The 14,614-nt window shown below is 68.3% G+C and carries 14 protein-coding genes; 12 read left to right on the forward strand and 2 right to left on the reverse strand.

Going from position 1 to position 14,614, the window contains the following annotated elements; translation table 11 throughout:
* Positions 1-283 precede the first annotated feature (283 nt).
* The 5 genes from MXC99_RS02770 (at position 284) to MXC99_RS02790 (ending at position 6,084) form a co-directional block, all read left to right on the forward strand.
* Positions 284-2,536 carry a cytochrome P450/oxidoreductase gene (locus MXC99_RS02770; RefSeq protein WP_247724080.1) on the forward strand — a complete coding sequence of 751 codons (2,253 nt, stop codon included), beginning with the start codon at positions 284-286 and terminating at the stop codon, positions 2,534-2,536.
* Positions 2,537-2,578: 42 nt separating this feature from the next.
* Positions 2,579-3,625, forward strand: a complete 1,047-nt coding sequence (locus tag MXC99_RS02775; RefSeq protein ID WP_247724081.1) for a TRAP transporter substrate-binding protein — start codon at positions 2,579-2,581, stop codon at positions 3,623-3,625.
* 73 nt (positions 3,626-3,698) lie between these two features.
* Entirely contained in the window at positions 3,699-4,187 is a 489-nt protein-coding gene (locus tag MXC99_RS02780; RefSeq protein WP_247724082.1) for a TRAP transporter small permease, read from the forward strand.
* Complete coding sequence (locus tag MXC99_RS02785) at positions 4,180-5,481, forward strand: TRAP transporter large permease (protein WP_247724083.1); 1,302 nt, start codon at positions 4,180-4,182, stop codon at positions 5,479-5,481. Before MXC99_RS02780 ends, MXC99_RS02785 begins: the two co-directional genes overlap by 8 nt.
* A 60-nt stretch (positions 5,482-5,541) precedes the next feature.
* Positions 5,542-6,084, forward strand: a complete 543-nt coding sequence (locus MXC99_RS02790; protein WP_247724084.1) for a hemerythrin domain-containing protein — start codon at positions 5,542-5,544, stop codon at positions 6,082-6,084.
* A 25-nt stretch (positions 6,085-6,109) separates the two neighbouring features.
* Here MXC99_RS02790 and MXC99_RS02795 read toward each other — a convergent pair whose 3' ends face one another.
* Positions 6,110-6,658, reverse strand: a complete 549-nt coding sequence (locus tag MXC99_RS02795; RefSeq protein WP_247724085.1) for a chromate transporter — start codon at positions 6,656-6,658, stop codon at positions 6,110-6,112.
* The gene (locus MXC99_RS02800) at positions 6,655-7,374 is read right to left on the reverse strand and encodes a chromate transporter (RefSeq protein ID WP_247724086.1); all 720 of its coding nucleotides are present in this window, start codon (positions 7,372-7,374) and stop codon (positions 6,655-6,657) included. The genes MXC99_RS02795 and MXC99_RS02800 overlap by 4 nt, the downstream gene beginning before the upstream one ends.
* Before the next feature lie 222 nt (positions 7,375-7,596).
* On the opposite strand from MXC99_RS02800, the gene MXC99_RS02805 reads away from it, so the two are divergent.
* From MXC99_RS02805 to MXC99_RS02835, 7 genes are all read left to right on the forward strand, one after another.
* The gene (locus MXC99_RS02805) at positions 7,597-8,478 is read left to right on the forward strand and encodes an alpha/beta fold hydrolase (protein WP_247724087.1); all 882 of its coding nucleotides are present in this window, start codon (positions 7,597-7,599) and stop codon (positions 8,476-8,478) included.
* Complete coding sequence (locus MXC99_RS02810) at positions 8,475-9,677, forward strand: FIST signal transduction protein (protein ID WP_247724088.1); 1,203 nt, start codon at positions 8,475-8,477, stop codon at positions 9,675-9,677. The genes MXC99_RS02805 and MXC99_RS02810 overlap by 4 nt, the downstream gene beginning before the upstream one ends.
* Positions 9,678-9,751: 74 nt before the next feature.
* On the forward strand, positions 9,752-10,366 hold the full coding sequence (gene gmk, locus MXC99_RS02815) for a guanylate kinase (protein ID WP_247724089.1): 615 nt from the start codon (positions 9,752-9,754) through the stop codon (positions 10,364-10,366).
* 2 nt (positions 10,367-10,368) lie between these two features.
* Complete coding sequence (rpoZ, locus tag MXC99_RS02820) at positions 10,369-10,584, forward strand: DNA-directed RNA polymerase subunit omega (protein WP_075146781.1); 216 nt, start codon at positions 10,369-10,371, stop codon at positions 10,582-10,584.
* 20 nt (positions 10,585-10,604) lie between these two features.
* Positions 10,605-12,812 carry a RelA/SpoT family protein gene (locus tag MXC99_RS02825; protein WP_247724090.1) on the forward strand — a complete coding sequence of 736 codons (2,208 nt, stop codon included), beginning with the start codon at positions 10,605-10,607 and terminating at the stop codon, positions 12,810-12,812.
* Positions 12,813-12,871: 59 nt separating this feature from the next.
* A complete protein-coding gene (locus MXC99_RS02830) occupies positions 12,872-13,060 on the forward strand; it encodes a DUF3460 family protein (protein ID WP_107219650.1) in 189 nt (62 codons plus the stop codon).
* Positions 13,061-13,142: 82 nt separating this feature from the next.
* Complete coding sequence (locus MXC99_RS02835; protein ID WP_247724091.1) at positions 13,143-14,567, forward strand: exonuclease domain-containing protein; 1,425 nt, start codon at positions 13,143-13,145, stop codon at positions 14,565-14,567.
* Positions 14,568-14,614 lie beyond the last annotated feature (47 nt).

The following is a 14,614-nucleotide window of genomic DNA, read 5'->3' on the forward strand; positions in this document are numbered from 1 at the left end:
CACCAAGAGCGGCAAGATCGTCGAACTGGCGGTGCGCAACGTGGTGCACGGCCGTCCGGTGAAGAACCAGGAAGCGCTCGCCAACCCCGAGGCGCTGGCGCACTTCCGCAACCGTGCCGAGCTGCAATCCTGAATGATCGGGGTGGATTGCCAACGCTTCGGGATGGTTTGTTTCCTATAACTGAACCTGTCAGGAAGAGACGTCGTGACGATCGAGAACTCAACTCAACCGCAGCCGGCGCAGGGCGCATGCCCTGTCCGTCATTCCGAGGGCGCTTGTCCGGTGTCCGCGCTGGCCGCCGCCTTCGACCCCTTCGAGGGGCCGTACCAGGTCGATCCGGCCGAGGCGCTGCGCTGGTCGCGCGATCAGCTGCCGGTTTTCTACAGCCCCAAACTCGGCTACTGGATCGTCAGCCGCTATGACGACATAAAGTCCGTGTTCCGTGACAACGTGCTGTATTCACCGCGCAATGCGCTGGAAAAGATCACTCCGGCGACGCCGGAGGCGATGAAGGTGCTCGCAAGCTACGGCTATGCGATGAACCGGACGCTGGTCAACGAGGACGAGCCCGCCCACATGGAGCGCCGCCGCGTCTTGCTCGACCACTTCATGCCCGAGAACCTCGAGGCCAAGCAGGAGATGGTCCGGCGCCTGACACGGGAGAAGATCGACGGCTTCATCGACCGTGGCCGCGTCGACCTGGTCGAAGAAATGCTGTACGAGGTTCCGCTGACGATCGCGCTGCACTTTCTCGGCGTCCCCGAGGACGAGATCGAGCGCATGCGCAGCTTCGCGGTCGCACATGCGGTCAACACCTGGGGGCGGCCGACGCCGGAGCAGCAGATCGAGGTCGCCCATGCGGTGGGCCGTTTCTGGCAATACGCCGGCGAAGTGATCGAAAAGATGCGGGCCGATCCGGACGGTGAGGGCTGGATGCACTACACCATCCGCAAGAACGCCGAAATTCCCGAGATCGTCACCGACAGCTATGTCCATTCGATGATGATGGCGATCATCGTCGCGGCGCACGAGACCACCTCGCTGGCCTCGACCAACATGTTCAAGACGCTGCTGACCCATCGCGACGCCTGGGAGGACGTGTGCGCCGATCCGTCGCTGATCCCCAACGCGGTCGAGGAGTGCCTGCGCTATGCCGGCTCGATGGTGGCCTGGCGGCGCGAGACCACCGCTCCCGCGCAGCTGGGTGGCGTGGAGCTGCCCGCAGGCGCCAAGCTGCTGATCGTTCAGGCCTCGGGCAACCAGGACGAGCGCCACTTCGAAGACGGTGACAAGTTCGATATCTACCGCGACAACGCAGTCGAGCATCTGACCTTCGGCTATGGCAGCCACCAGTGCCTGGGCAAGAACATCGGCCGCCTGGAGATGCGCATCTTCCTCGAAGAGATGAGCCGCCGCCTGCCCCACCTCCGCCTCGCCGAGCAGGAATTCACCTACCTGCCGAATACCTCGTTCCGCGGCCCCAACAACCTGTGGGTGGAATGGGACCCCGAGCAGAATCCCGAGCGTGCCAATCCGGCGCTACGGCGCGGGGGCGTCCATTTTCCCGTTGGCGCGCCACTGCGCAAGGAAATCGCGCGCAAGGTCCGCGTGACACAGGTCCGGCGGGAGGCCGACGGTGTTCTCGGGCTGACCCTGGAAGATGTCAGGGGGCGGCCGCTGCCGCGCTGGAGTGCCGGAGCGCATGGCGAACTCTGCCTGGGCGAATATGAGCGCAAGTATTCGCTGTGCGGGCGGCCCGATGCGCCCGGCTACGATGTCGCGATCCTCCTCGAAGAGCAGGGACGCGGCGGATCCCGTTATCTCCATGAAGTCGTGCGCCCGGGTACGGAATTGAAGTTGCGGGGGCCGAACAACCTGTTCCGCCTCGATGAAAGCGCCCGCGGCTACGTGCTGGTTGCGGGCGGAATCGGGATCACGCCGATCCTGGCGATGGCGGATCGGCTGAAAATGCTCGGCCGCGATTACGTGATCCATTACGCGGGCCGATCGCGCGCCTCGATGGCGTTCCTCGCCCGACTCGAATCCGATCACGGTGGCCATGTCCGGATCTATTCAAAAGAAGAGGGCGAGCGCGCCGATCTGCCGGCCATCGTCGGTTCTTTGGCGGAAGGCGCGCAGATCTACGCTTGCGGACCGGCGCGGATGATTCGCGCGCTGGAAGACCTTAGCGCTGAATTGCCGGGCAATACGCTTCATTTCGAACATTTCTCGGCGCAGGGCTCCGGCCTCGATCCGGAAAAGGAGAGTGCGTTCGAGGTGGAGTTGATGGATTCCGGCCTGACCGTAGCGGTTGCCGCCGATACGACGCTGCTCGAAGCGATCCGGGCGGTCGGCATCGACCTCGCCAGCGATTGCAGCGAGGGGCTGTGCGGAAGCTGCGAGGTGACCGTGCTGGAGGGCGAGATCGATCACCGCGATCTGGTCCTGACCCGCTCAGAACGGGCTGAAAACCGGCGCATGATGGCGTGCTGTTCCCGCGCCAGAAGTGGAGGGCGGATCAAGCTGGCGCTGTGATCCCGCGAGTCGTAGCCAAGAAGTTCACACAGGAGAGACAAAATGAAATCCAAGCGTAATGCACTCATCGGTGCCGCACTGTCGGCGGTGATGGCGCTGGGCATCGCGAACGACGCCGAAGCCCGGACCAAATTGAAGCTCAGCCACTATCTGCCTTCGGTGCACGGCATCCATACCGATTTCATCATGCCGTGGACCAAGCAGGTCGCGGAGTGCTCCGGTGGCGAAGTCGAGTTCGAGGTGTTCCCGGCCGGTACCCAGCTGGGCAACGTCGCGCGCCAGCAGGAGCAGGTTGTCGCCGGCGTGGTCGATATCGCCCACGGCCTGCACGGCATCCCGCGCGGCCGCTTTCCGCGGACCTCGCTGATCGACATGCCCTTCCTGACCGATGATGCGGGCGCCGCGACGCATGCGCTGTGGCAGCTGCTGCCCGGGGTACTGGCTGAAGAGTACAAAGGCCTGAAGGTCCTGGCGCTCCATGCGCATAACGGCGGCTTGCTGCACACCCGCGGGAAGAAGGTCGAGACCATGGAGGACATGAAAGGGCTGCGCATCCGCACCCCGAGCCCGGCGGTTTCGGACATGCTGTCCTTCCTCGGTGCGACGCCGCAGGGTCTGCCGCCCGGCGAAGTCTACGAGAACCTCCAGCGCGGCGTCCTGGACGGCACCGTCTTCCCCTGGGATCCGGTCAAGTCCTTCGGCCTCAACGAGGTGTTGAGCAACCACCTCGATCTCGGCGCCTACACCGTGTCGTTCTTCTTCGTCATGAACGAGCGCTCGTATGCGCGGCTCAGCCCCAAGGCGCGCGCCTGCATCGATCAGCACTCGGGGGACGCGCTGGTTGCCAAGTTCGACGCCTGGTGGGACGCCTGGGACAAGCCGGGGCGCGACGAAGCAGTTGCCGCCGGCCATGTGGTCACCGAGCTGTCGGATGCCGAGCGTGAGCGCTGGCGCAAGGCGCTGCAGCCGATGATCGAGGCCTACGTCCAGAAAGTGAAGAACGAAGGTGTGGACAATGCCGAGGAGATCTACCGCCTGATGCAGGAAAAGGTCGCCGCATACCAGGCGGCGAAACAGCAAGGACGTTGAAGTCCTGGCCCGGACCGGTCCGTGTGGCAGCCGTGCCCGGGCCGGTCGCTCACCTCTGATAGGAGACAACCCGGTGACTCGAGTGCATAGCCTCGCACGTTCCCTCGTGACGGCCCTGGCCGCCTTGGGCGTCGCCGCATATGGCGGTGCCGCGCTGGTGACGGTGGCCGACGTGATTGGGCGGAACTTCGACCTCCCCGTGCAAGGAGTGGTCGATCTGGTGCAGTTGCTGGTCGTCACCGGCGCCTGGCTGGTGATGCCGTTCGCGTTCATGACCGGCGCCCATGTCGGCGTGGACTTCGTGGTCAAGTCCCTGCCGGGCGCGCTGAGGGTTCCGTTGCAGCTTTTCGCTGCGGCGGTCGCGCTGGCGCTGGTGGGCTTGATGCTCTGGTACGGCTTCGAGACCTTCGACGTCCGCTCGGCCTACGGCGATCGCTCGCAGCAACTCGGCATTCCGGTGGCGTGGTACTGGTACCCGCTGCTCGCCGGGCTCACCCTGTCGCTGCTTGGCGTTGTGCTGGAGGTGCTTGCCACCTCGCAGAAGGGGACCCGCAATGAGTGATGGATTTCTCGGCCTCGCAGGTTTCGTCGCCGCGCTCGGGTTGATCGCGCTCGGCATGCCGGTTGCCATCGCCATGGGAATCATCGGCGTGCTCGGCTACTGGTGGCTGAACGGCTGGGCGGGCACCGCCTATATCCTCGGCTCGAGCCCTTTCGAGTCGATCTTTCCTTATTCCTTCAGCGTCATTCCGCTGTTCGTGATGATGGGCGTCTTTGCCTCCCATGCGGGCTTGTCGCGCTCGCTGTTCAACGCGATCAACAGCTTCGTCGGCCATCGACGGGGCGGGCTCGCGGTGACCACGGTCGGTGCCTGTGCCTTTTTCGGGGCGATCTGCGGCAGCTCCCTCGCCACGGTCGCGACCATCGGCCGGGTCGCATTGCCCGAGATGAAACGCGCCGGTTACGACGACTCGCTGGCCACGGCCACGGTTGCCGCCGGCGGCACCCTCGGCGTGCTCATCCCGCCTTCGGTACTGCTGGTGATTTACGGCCTGCTGACCCAGAGTTCGATCGGGCAGCTGTTCATTGCCGCGCTGATTCCGGGAATCCTCGGTGCGGTTCTGTATGCGCTCGCGATCGTGGTCCGGGTGAGGCAGCGTCCCGATCTCGCCCCGTCCTCGCCGCGCACGGGGTGGGCCGACCGCATCCGTTATCTCGGGCAGATCTGGCCGGTGGTGGTGCTGTTCGTGACGGTGATCGGTGGCATCTATGTGGGGCTGTTCACGCCGACCGAAGCGGCTGCCGTGGGGGCGGTCGGCGCGTTCCTGCTGGCCCTGAGCTCGGGCAAGCTGAGCGCTCGCGCGCTGCGTGAGTCGGTCGCCGAGACCGCTGCCTTGACCGGGATGATCTTCTTCATCCTGATCGGCGCGGCGCTGTTCAATTTCTTTCTCGAGAACACCGGGCTGCCCCAGTTCCTGATCGGCCGGATCGAGGCCTCCGGCCTCAGCCCGCTGGCCGTGATGGTGCTGATCCTGGTCTTTTACCTGATCCTGGGCTGCTTCATGGACTCCATGTCGATGATCCTGCTGACCGTGCCGCTGCTGGCGCCGGTCGCGCTGCAACTCGATTACAGCCTGATCTGGTTCGGCATCGTCGTCGTCACGGTGGCCGAAATCGGTCTGATCACCCCGCCGATCGGCATGAACCTTTTCGTCGTCCAGGCGGCGACGCGCGGCGTATCGTCCGGGACGGTGGTGCGTGGGATCCTGCCCTTCATCGTCGCCGACCTGTTGCGGCTGGTGCTGCTGCTTGCTTTTCCGGTCCTGGTCCTGTGGCTGCCGGGGGCAATGTCGTGAGCGCGCGATTGCGGCCGGATGCGTACCCCAAAGCGGTCAAAAATTGAAAGGATGCCAACCGTGAGCGAAAAGAGTTCTGCCGGAGGGGGCGAGACCCCGATCTCCGATTTCTCCAAGTGCCATGTGGGGATTCTCAAAGAGCTGGAGGCCTTCTCGGAACTGCCGGCGCTTTTATCGGCGGCCGAGCGTGCCAGGCGGGTCGCGCAGCGGGTGGTGGAGATGTTCGGTCAGGCCGTGATCGAGCACCATGCCGAGGAGGAGGAAGAGCTCTTCCCCGCGGTGCTGGCGAGTGCCTTGCCCGGCGAGGAGCTCGAACTCGTCAAACAGCTCGTCGGCCGGCTGGTACGGGAGCATCGCGAAGCGGAAGCCATCTGGAAGCGTCTCGCCCCCGCGGTAAAGAAAGCGGCCAAGGGCCAGAGCGTCCAGATCGATTTCGCCGAAGTCGAGCGCCTGCTGCGCAAATATGCCGAGCATGCCTCCTTCGAGGAGGCGGAATTCCTCCCCCTGTCGGAACGGATCCTCCGGCGCAATGCGAATCACATGGCTGCGCTGGGCCTCTCGCTGCACATGCGTCACCTGCCCTTCCACACCCGCAGCATCTGAGCGGCGCGCTCCGGGGCGCGCACGCCTACACCCAGCCCAGTGCGCCTGCCAGTGCGCCGACGGCGATCATCCACATCGGTGCGAGGCGGGTTTTGAGCGTGACCAGGGCGGTGGCGCCGATCAGGGCGAGGGCGCCGAGGCGGTGCTCCGGCGCGCCGACGAAGGGCAGGGCGAGCAGCCAGCCGGTGGCGAACACCAGGCCGACCGTCACCGGCGCCAGCCCGGCAGTGAAGGCGCGCACGCCGGGGGTGTTGCGGCGGCTGGCGCCCCAGCGGCTGACACCGAGCGAGAGCAGGGTCGACGGCAGCAGGATGCCGACCAGCGCGGCGGCGGCGCCGATCACGCCGGCGACCTGGAAGCCCAGCACCGGCACGAACAGCACGTTCGGCCCCGGTGCGGCCTGGGCGAGGGCGATCGCGGTGGTGAATTCGGCATCGGCCAGCCAGCCGCGCTCGGCGACGAAGTAGCGGTGCATCTCCGGCGCGGTCGACATCGCGCCGCCGATCGACAGCAGCGACAGCATCAGGAAATGCAGGAACAGGTCGGCGAGATCGGCCGCGGGGAGTGCGCTCATTGCTCGGCCTCGGGCGGGGAACGGGTAGCGGTGGTGCCTGCGGGGGGGGCCGTCGGGCGCTGCGGTTCTGCTCCAGGCGAGGCGGCAGCGGTACCCGATTGCGCTGGCGGGCCTCCGCTTTGGCGCACGATGCAGACGCGCGCCAGGCTCCAGCCGGCGAGGCCGAGGCCGATCACGATCCATGCCAGCGGCACGCGGAACACGACCACTGCGATCAGCGCGGTGAGCCCGAGCAGCGCGCATAGCCACGGCCCCATCAGGTTCTTGCGCAGGGTCAGCAGCATCTTGAACGCCATTGCCAGGATCAGCCCCGCAGCCACCGCACCCATGCCGCGCAGCGCGCCCGCCACCGCCGGATAGCCCGCCAGCTGCTGGTAGCTGGCGGCGGCGGCGAGCACCAGCACGAGCGGCGCGAGGAGCATGCCGGAGATGGCGGCGAGTGCGCCGCGCCAGCCGAAGAAGCGGTCGCCGACCATCAGCGACAGGTTGACGACGTTGGGTCCGGGCAGCAGCTGGGCCAGCGAGTAGGCCTCGATGAACTCGTCGCGGCCGAGCCAGCCGCGGCGGTCGACGAGCTCGCGCTGCGCCACCGCGAGCACGCCGCCGAAGCCCTGCAGGGCGAGGAGGGTGAAGGCGACGAAAAGCGCTCCTGGCGAACGTGGATGGCTGCGGGCGGCGCTGGCGGGCGGTGGCGTGACGCGGGGGGCGGAAGTCAAGGCGGGCTCGGACGGGCTGGCGGAAAGAACGGCGGCGGAAAAGGATGAGGTCGCGGATGCGCTCGTGCGCGCCGGTGGCCGGGCGCAGGCGCGAGGCGGGCGGCCCTTCGGACCGCGGCAAAGGCGCCGATTATAAGCGCTGCCCCGGCACAGGCCAGGTGCCGGCCGCCGCGCGGAGGCTAGAATGAAGGCAGGATCCTTACTGCTGCCTTCCGTTTTCGTATGCGCCACACCATCTCCACCACCGAACAACTCGATATCCGCGGCCTGCAGTACACCGTCCGGCGCTGGGGCGCGGCCGATGCGCCGCGACTGTTCCTGCTCCATGGCTGGATGGATTCGTCGGCGACCTTCCAGTTCGTGGTCGAGGCCCTGCGCCACGACTGGCAGGTGATCGCACCTGACTGGCGCGGCTTCGGCGGCAGCACCTGGCTCGGGCGGCCGTACTGGTTTCCCGACTACTATGCCGACCTCGACGCGCTGCTCGCGCACTACGCGCCCGGCGAGCCGGTGCGCCTGGCCGGCCACAGCATGGGCGGCAACGTCGCCGGCATCTACGCCGGCCTGTACCCGGAACGGGTGAGCCAGGTGGCGATGCTCGATTTCCTCGGCCTCAGGCGCCCGCCCGACGCCGAAGCGCCGCTGTTGCTGCAGAAGTGGATCGCGGCCCAGGCCGAGCCGCCGCGGCTGCGGGTCTATCCCGACCATGGCGCACTCGCCCGCCGGCTGTGCGCGGCCAACCCGCGGCTGACGCCGGAGCGGGCGGATTTCCTCGCCCGCCACGTCGGCCGCGTGCGCGGCGACGGCCAGGTCGAGATGGGCTGCGATCCGTGGCACAAGCTGCCTTCGCCCTTTCCCTACCGGGTCGAGGACGCGATGGCGTGCTGGCGCCGGGTGCGTGCGCCGGTGCTGCTGCTGATCGGCGACGAGGGCTTCGTGCTGGAGCGCTTCGGCGATGATCCGGCCGAACTGCAGCGGCGCGCGGCGTGTTTTGCCGACGTGCGCCAGGTCACGATCTCCGGCGCCGGGCACAACGTCCAGCACGACCAGCCCGAGCAGGTCGCGGCCGCGCTGGAGTCCTTCTTCCTCCGGGAGCCGACATGATCCGCGCCCGCTTCGCTTCCGCCCACGCCGCGAACCCCGACTGGCACGTCGCCCTGGCCGAGGCGTTCGATGCGTTGATGCACGATGTCCATGGCGCCATCGCCCATGCCAGCGACATCGAATACACCTTCGGTCTGTGCTACTTTACCGACCACTTCGCCGCCGCTGCCGAGGAACTGCTCGCCGAACTGCAGCGCCGCCTGCCCGGCGTCCATTGGGTGGGCACGGTCGGAGTCGGCGTCGCCGCCACCGGCGCCGAGCATTTCGATGAGCCGGCGCTGGTGCTGATGCTGGCGCCGCTGGCGCGCAACAGCTTCCGGGTGTTTTCCGGGCGCCAGCCGCTGCGCATGGACAGCGAAGGCTTCCATGCCCACACCGCGCTGGTCCACGCCGACGGGCGCACGCCCGACCTCCAGGAGCTGCTCCCCGAACTGGCCGCGCGCACCGCTTCCGGCTATCTGTTCGGCGGCCTGTCGGCTTCGCGCCGGCGTGCGGTGCAGATCGCCGACGCGGTGTTCGACGGCGGCGGCCTGTCGGGAGCGGCGTTCGCCGAAGAGGTCGCGGTGATCTCGCGCGTCACCCAGGGCTGCCAGCCGATCGGCCCGCGCCGGCGGGTGTCGCGCGCGCAGGACAACCTCGTCGTCACCCTCGACGGCCGCCCTGCGCTCGCCTGTGCCCTGGAAGACCTGGACCTGCCGCAGGACATGGCCGCCGAGCCGATCGCGCGCGCCCTGGCGGGCACCTTGGTCGGCCTCCACCGCCGCGCCGACGACGACATCGTCGCGCCGGCGGCGTTCGGCGCCGACATGCTGGTGCGCAATATCATCGGCATGGACCCGCGCGCCCGCGTGTTGGCGATCGCCGACGAGCTCGAGACCGGCACCTGGCTCGCCTTCTGCCGCCGCGATCCGCAGGCGGCGATGGCCGACCTGCGCCGTGCCGCGCGCGAGATCCGCGACGAACTGCTGGATCGCGAGCAGCTCGCCGCCGGCGCCGTGTATGTCAGCTGCTCGGGGCGCGGTGGCCCGCACTTCGGCGCCCCGGCGGCCGAGCTGCTGGCGATCCGCGACGTGCTCGGCAACGTGCCGCTGGCGGGATTCTTCGCCGCCGGCGAAATCGCCCACAGCCGGCTCTACGGCTACACCGGGGTGCTGACGGTGTTCGCAATGGCGCGCCCGCCCGGCCAGTTCCCGCGCTGAGCGCGAGGGGGCGGTCGCGGGCTCGCAGCGGCGATGGCAGAATGCGACGCTCGACCACGGAACGGACTGCCTCCATGCCCGGAACCCTCTTCATCGTCACCGCGCCTTCGGGCGCGGGCAAGACCACCCTGGTGCACGGACTGCTGCAGCGCGATCCGCGCGTGCAGTTGTCGATCTCCTTCACCACCCGCGCGCCGCGCCCCGGCGAACAGGATGGGCGCGAGTACCGCTTCGTCGATGTGCCCACCTTCCGCGCGTTGCGCGACCGCGGCGAATTCCTCGAATGGGCGGAAGTGCATGGCAACTACTACGGCACCTCGAAGGCCTGGCTAAGGGAACAGATCGCCGCCGGCCGCGACACCTTGCTCGAAATCGACTGGCAGGGCGCGCAGCAGGTGCGCAAAGCCTTTCCCGGTTCGATCGGGGTGTTCGTGCTGCCGCCGTCGGTGGAGGCGCTCGAGGCGCGCCTGCGCGGACGCGGCACCGACAGCGACGAAGTGATCAGCCGCCGCCTGCTCGGCGCGCGCGGGGAAATGCGCCATGTGGGCGAATTCGACTACGTTATAATCAATAATGAAATCGATGCCGCGCTCGACGACCTCATCGCCGTGGTGCGTGCCGCGCGTCTGCGCTACGAGTGCCAGCACCAGCGGCATCCGCAATATTTCAATTTTCTCGAACAGGACTGAACATGGCCCGCATCACCGTCGAAGACTGCCTCAAACGCATCCCGAACCGCTTCCAGCTCACCCTGGCGGCCACCTACCGTGCCCGCCAGCTGACCATCGGCAGCACGCCGCAGATCGAACTCGACCCCAACGACAAGGACAAACCCACCGTGATCGCGTTGCGCGAAGTGGCGGCAGGCAAGGTCGGCCTCGAGATGCTCAACCGCGGGCAGGCCTGACCCGCAGGGCGGGGGCGAGCATGGCGAGCAGCGACGTCGGCGTCCCCCCGCCCCCTTTCCGGCCGCCGGCCTCGAGCGTCCTCGCGCTCGATTTCCAGCAGCTCAAGACCAAGCTGCTCGGCTACCTCAAGGCCGAAGACGTCGGCCGCATCGAAGCGGCTTACCATTTCGCCGCCAACGCCCATGCCGGGCAGTTCCGCATCAGCGGCGAGCCCTACGTCACCCACCCGGTGGCGGTCGCCTCGCTGGTCGCCGACTGGCGCCTCGACCCCCAGGCGCTGATCGCGGCGCTCCTCCACGACGTGATGGAGGACACCCACATCACCAAGGCGGAGATCGCCGAGCGCTTCGGCAAGGTCGCCGCCGAACTGGTCGACGGCCTGTCCAAGCTCGACAAGATCGAATTCCGCTCGCAGGAAGAGGCCCAGGCCGAGAACTTCCGCAAGATGCTGCTGGCGATGGCGAGCGATCTGCGCGTGATCCTGATCAAGCTCGCCGACCGCCTGCACAACATGCGCACGCTGGACCACATCCGTGCCGCCAAGCGCCGCCGCATCGCCAGCGAGACGCTGGAAATCTACGCTCCGATCGCCAACCGCCTCGGCCTCAACGACCTCTACCGCGAGTTGCAGGAGCTGGCGTTCCGCAACAAGTATCCGCTGCGCTACGCGGTGCTGGCGAAAGCGATCCGCGCCGCGCGCGGCAACCGCCGCGAGGTCGTCGGCCGCATCCGCCACAGCATCGAGGAGCGCCTGCCGCAGTGGGGCATCTCGGCCGAGGTCCAGGGGCGCGAAAAGCACCTCTACGGCATTTACCGCAAGATGGTCGAGAAGCACCTGAGCTTCTCGCAGGTGCTGGACATCTACGGCTTTCGCGTCATCGTCCGCGACGTGCCCAGCTGTTACCTCGCCCTCGGCGCGCTGCACTCGATGTACAAGCCGGTGCCGGGCAAGTTCAAGGACTACCTTTCGATTCCCAAGGCCAACGGCTACCAGAGCCTGCACACCACCCTGATCGGCCCCTTCGGCATGCCGGTGGAAGTGCAGGTGCGCACGCGCGAGATGCACCACATCGCCGAGAGCGGCGTCGCCTCGCACTGGCTCTACAAGGAAGACGAGAAGACCCTCACCGAGCTGCAGCAGCGCACCCACTCCTGGCTCCAGTCACTGCTCGAGCTGCAGTCCACCTCGGGCGAGGCCACCGAGTTCCTCGAGCACGTCAAGATCGACCTGTTCCCGGGCGAGGTCTACGTGTTCTCGCCCAAGGGCACGATCTTCTCGATGCCGAAGGGGTCGACACCGGTCGATTTCGCCTATGCGGTGCATACCGACATCGGCAACCGCTGCGTTGCCTGCCGCATCAACGGCGACCTGATGCCGCTGCGCAGCGAACTGCGCAATGGCGACCAGATCGAGATCATCACCGCCGCCCACGCCAATCCCAACCCGGCCTGGCTGTCGTACGCGCGCACCGGCAAGGCGCGCTCGCAGATCCGCCATTTCATGAAGAACGCCCAGCAGGACGAGTCGATCGCGCTCGGCGAGCGCCTTCTGAACCAGGCCCTGCGCCCGCACGGGCTTACCCTCGGCCAGGTGTCGACCTTCGCCTGGGACCGTTTCCTGCGCGACCGCGGCGTGCGCTACAAGAAGGAAATCTTCGCCGATCTCGGGCTCGGCAAGCGCCTGCCGGCGATCGTCGCCCGCCGCCTTGCCGAAGTGCAGGATCTGGAATCCGGCCGCCCCGACGTGATCAAGCCCAAGCCTGCGGGGGCGATCACCATCCGCGGCTCGGAGGGCATCGCGGTGCAGCTGGCGCGCTGCTGCCGGCCGATCCCGGGCGACCCGATCATCGGCACCCTGCGCAAGGGCCAGGGCCTCGAAGTCCACACCCACGACTGCCCCAACGTCGCCAAGCTGCGCGGCGACCGCGGGCGCTGGGTGGATGTGGACTGGGAGCACGGCAGCGACGAGCGTCTGTTCGATGTCGCCATCCGCGTCCTCAGCCGTAATTCGCGCGGCGTGCTCGCCCGCGTCGCGAGCGCGATCGCGGAAGAGGACTGCAACATCCAGAGCGTCAGCATGGACAGCGAGCAGGGCACCTACACTGCGCTCCACTTCATCCTCCAGGTGCGTGACCGCATGCACCTGGCGAAGGTGATGCGGGCGGTGCGCCGCCAGCCCGAGGTGGTGCGCATCGGCCGCGTCAAGGGCGATGGCCGCGTGGGCTGAACGCCGGCAGCGCTGGTAGAATGCCGCCCCTGTACCGATGACCCGTGGAGCGAGCCGAAATGGCGATGTACGAATCCGAACACACCCGATTCATGCGCGAATGGATGGAAAAGCACCCCGAGCAGCGCGAGGAGCAGCAGAAAGGGCGCGCGTTGTGGTGGGACAAACCGCAGGACCTCACCGAGCAGCAGCGCCTGGCGCAGGCGCGGGTTCCGGTCAAGCCCTACTACTACGACGTCGGCCATTGAGCGCTGACCGGCGGCGGTCCCCCCGCGGCGCGGGCGGCCGCCCGGGGCGGGGCGGTGCCCCTGCGCTGACGGGCGTGCGCCGATGAGCCTGCCGCGCCGCCTCGCCTTCATCGACGTCGAGAGCACCGGCGCCCACCCGGTGCGCGATCGCATCACCGAGATTGCCATCCTCCGCGTCGAGGACGGCGAGGTCGTTGCGCGCTGGGACAGCCTGGTCGACCCCGGGCGGCCGATCCCCGCCCTGATCCAGGGCGTGACCGGCATCAGCGACGAGATGGTCGCTGGCGCGCCCGCGTTCGAGGCCGTCGCCGACACGGTCGCCGGGCTCCTCGAGGGCTGCGTCTTCGTCGCCCACAACGCCCGTTTCGACTACGGCTTCATCAAGAACGCCTTCGCCCGCAGCGGGCGCGAATTCGACGCCCCGGTGCTGTGCACGGTCAAGCTCTCGCGCGCGCTCTATCCCGAGCATCACCGCCACGGCCTCGATGCCTTGATCGAGCGCCACGGCCTGGTGTGTGCCGCACGCCACCGGGCGATGGGCGACGCCGAAGTGCTGTGGCAGTTCGTCCAGCTCGCCCGTGCGGGCTTTGCCGCCGAAGTGCTCGAGCAGGCGGTGGCGCGGGCGATGAAGGCGCCGCAGACCCCGCCCGGCCTGCCCGAGGGCCTGCTCGAAGCGCTCCCCGACGTACCCGGCGTGTACCTGTTGCACGCCGAGGCCGAGGCGCCGCCGCCCGGGCGCAGCGACCGCCCGCTCTACATCGGCCGCGCGGCGAGCCTGCGCGCGCGGGTCAAGGAGCATTTTTCCGGGGCCGTGCGCAAGGGCCGCGACGCCGGCCTGGCGGCGCGGGTGCAGCGCGTGGAGTGGCGCGAGACGGCCGGCGAGTTGGGCGCGCAGCTGCTCGAGCACGCGCTGTTGCGCGCCCTGCGCCCGAGCGCGAACCGCCCACCCGAGAGCGGCGCGGAGGCTTTCGCCCTGCGTCTGCTGGAAAACCGCCGGCGCCCGCCGATCTGGCAGCGGGTGAAGATCGCCGGTACCGACCCCGGCAGCTGGGATGGGCTGTACGGCGCGTTCCGCACGCCGCGCGAAGCCGACAACCTGCTGCGCGAGCTGGCCCTGCTGTACCGCCTGTGCCCGCGCCGCCTCGGCCTCGAGGCGGGCGCTACCGGTGCCTGCAGCGCCCATGCCGCCCGGCGCTGCGCCGGAGTGTGCGCCGGCCGGGAAACACCGGCCGCGCACGACGCGCGCCTGGCCGCCGCGCTCGAGGCGGTGCGTGTCAAACCCTGGCCATGGCCAGGCGCCGTGATCGTCGGCGAGCGCCACGCCGACAGCGGGCGCGAGGCTTTCCACCTGTTCGCGCACTGGTGCCACCTCGCCAGCGCGGACTCCGCCGATGCGTTACTGGCGGCGGCCGCCGGCCGGACGCCGGCGTTCGATCTCGACACCTGGCGCATCTTCAGCCGCTGGCTCGCGGTGCCGGGCAATCTCGCCCGCGTGCGGCCGCTGTGAACCCCGCCGTCGCCCGGCGTGGCGCGTTCATCTCCTGGCGCGGGCGT

This window comes from Thauera aromatica, assembly GCF_023093595.1.
Taxonomy (GTDB): Bacteria; Pseudomonadota; Gammaproteobacteria; order Burkholderiales; family Rhodocyclaceae; genus Thauera; species Thauera aromatica_A.

Bases quoted from the DNA above. Each gene is read 5' to 3' on its own strand.
- MXC99_RS02775 (WP_247724081.1), top strand. From the start codon at position 2,579: ATGAAATCCAAGCGTAATGCACTCATCGGTGCCGCACTGTCGGCGGTG.
- MXC99_RS02785 (WP_247724083.1), top strand. From the start codon at position 4,180: ATGAGTGATGGATTTCTCGGCCTCGCAGGTTTCGTCGCCGCGCTCGGG.
- MXC99_RS02795 (WP_247724085.1), bottom strand. From the start codon at position 6,658: ATGAGCGCACTCCCCGCGGCCGATCTCGCCGACCTGTTCCTGCATTTC.
- MXC99_RS02805 (WP_247724087.1), top strand. From the start codon at position 7,597: ATGCGCCACACCATCTCCACCACCGAACAACTCGATATCCGCGGCCTG.
- MXC99_RS02810 (WP_247724088.1), top strand. From the start codon at position 8,475: ATGATCCGCGCCCGCTTCGCTTCCGCCCACGCCGCGAACCCCGACTGG.
- gmk (WP_247724089.1), top strand. From the start codon at position 9,752: ATGCCCGGAACCCTCTTCATCGTCACCGCGCCTTCGGGCGCGGGCAAG.
- rpoZ (WP_075146781.1), top strand. From the start codon at position 10,369: ATGGCCCGCATCACCGTCGAAGACTGCCTCAAACGCATCCCGAACCGC.
- MXC99_RS02825 (WP_247724090.1), top strand. From the start codon at position 10,605: ATGGCGAGCAGCGACGTCGGCGTCCCCCCGCCCCCTTTCCGGCCGCCG.
- MXC99_RS02830 (WP_107219650.1), top strand. From the start codon at position 12,872: ATGGCGATGTACGAATCCGAACACACCCGATTCATGCGCGAATGGATG.
- MXC99_RS02835 (WP_247724091.1), top strand. From the start codon at position 13,143: ATGAGCCTGCCGCGCCGCCTCGCCTTCATCGACGTCGAGAGCACCGGC.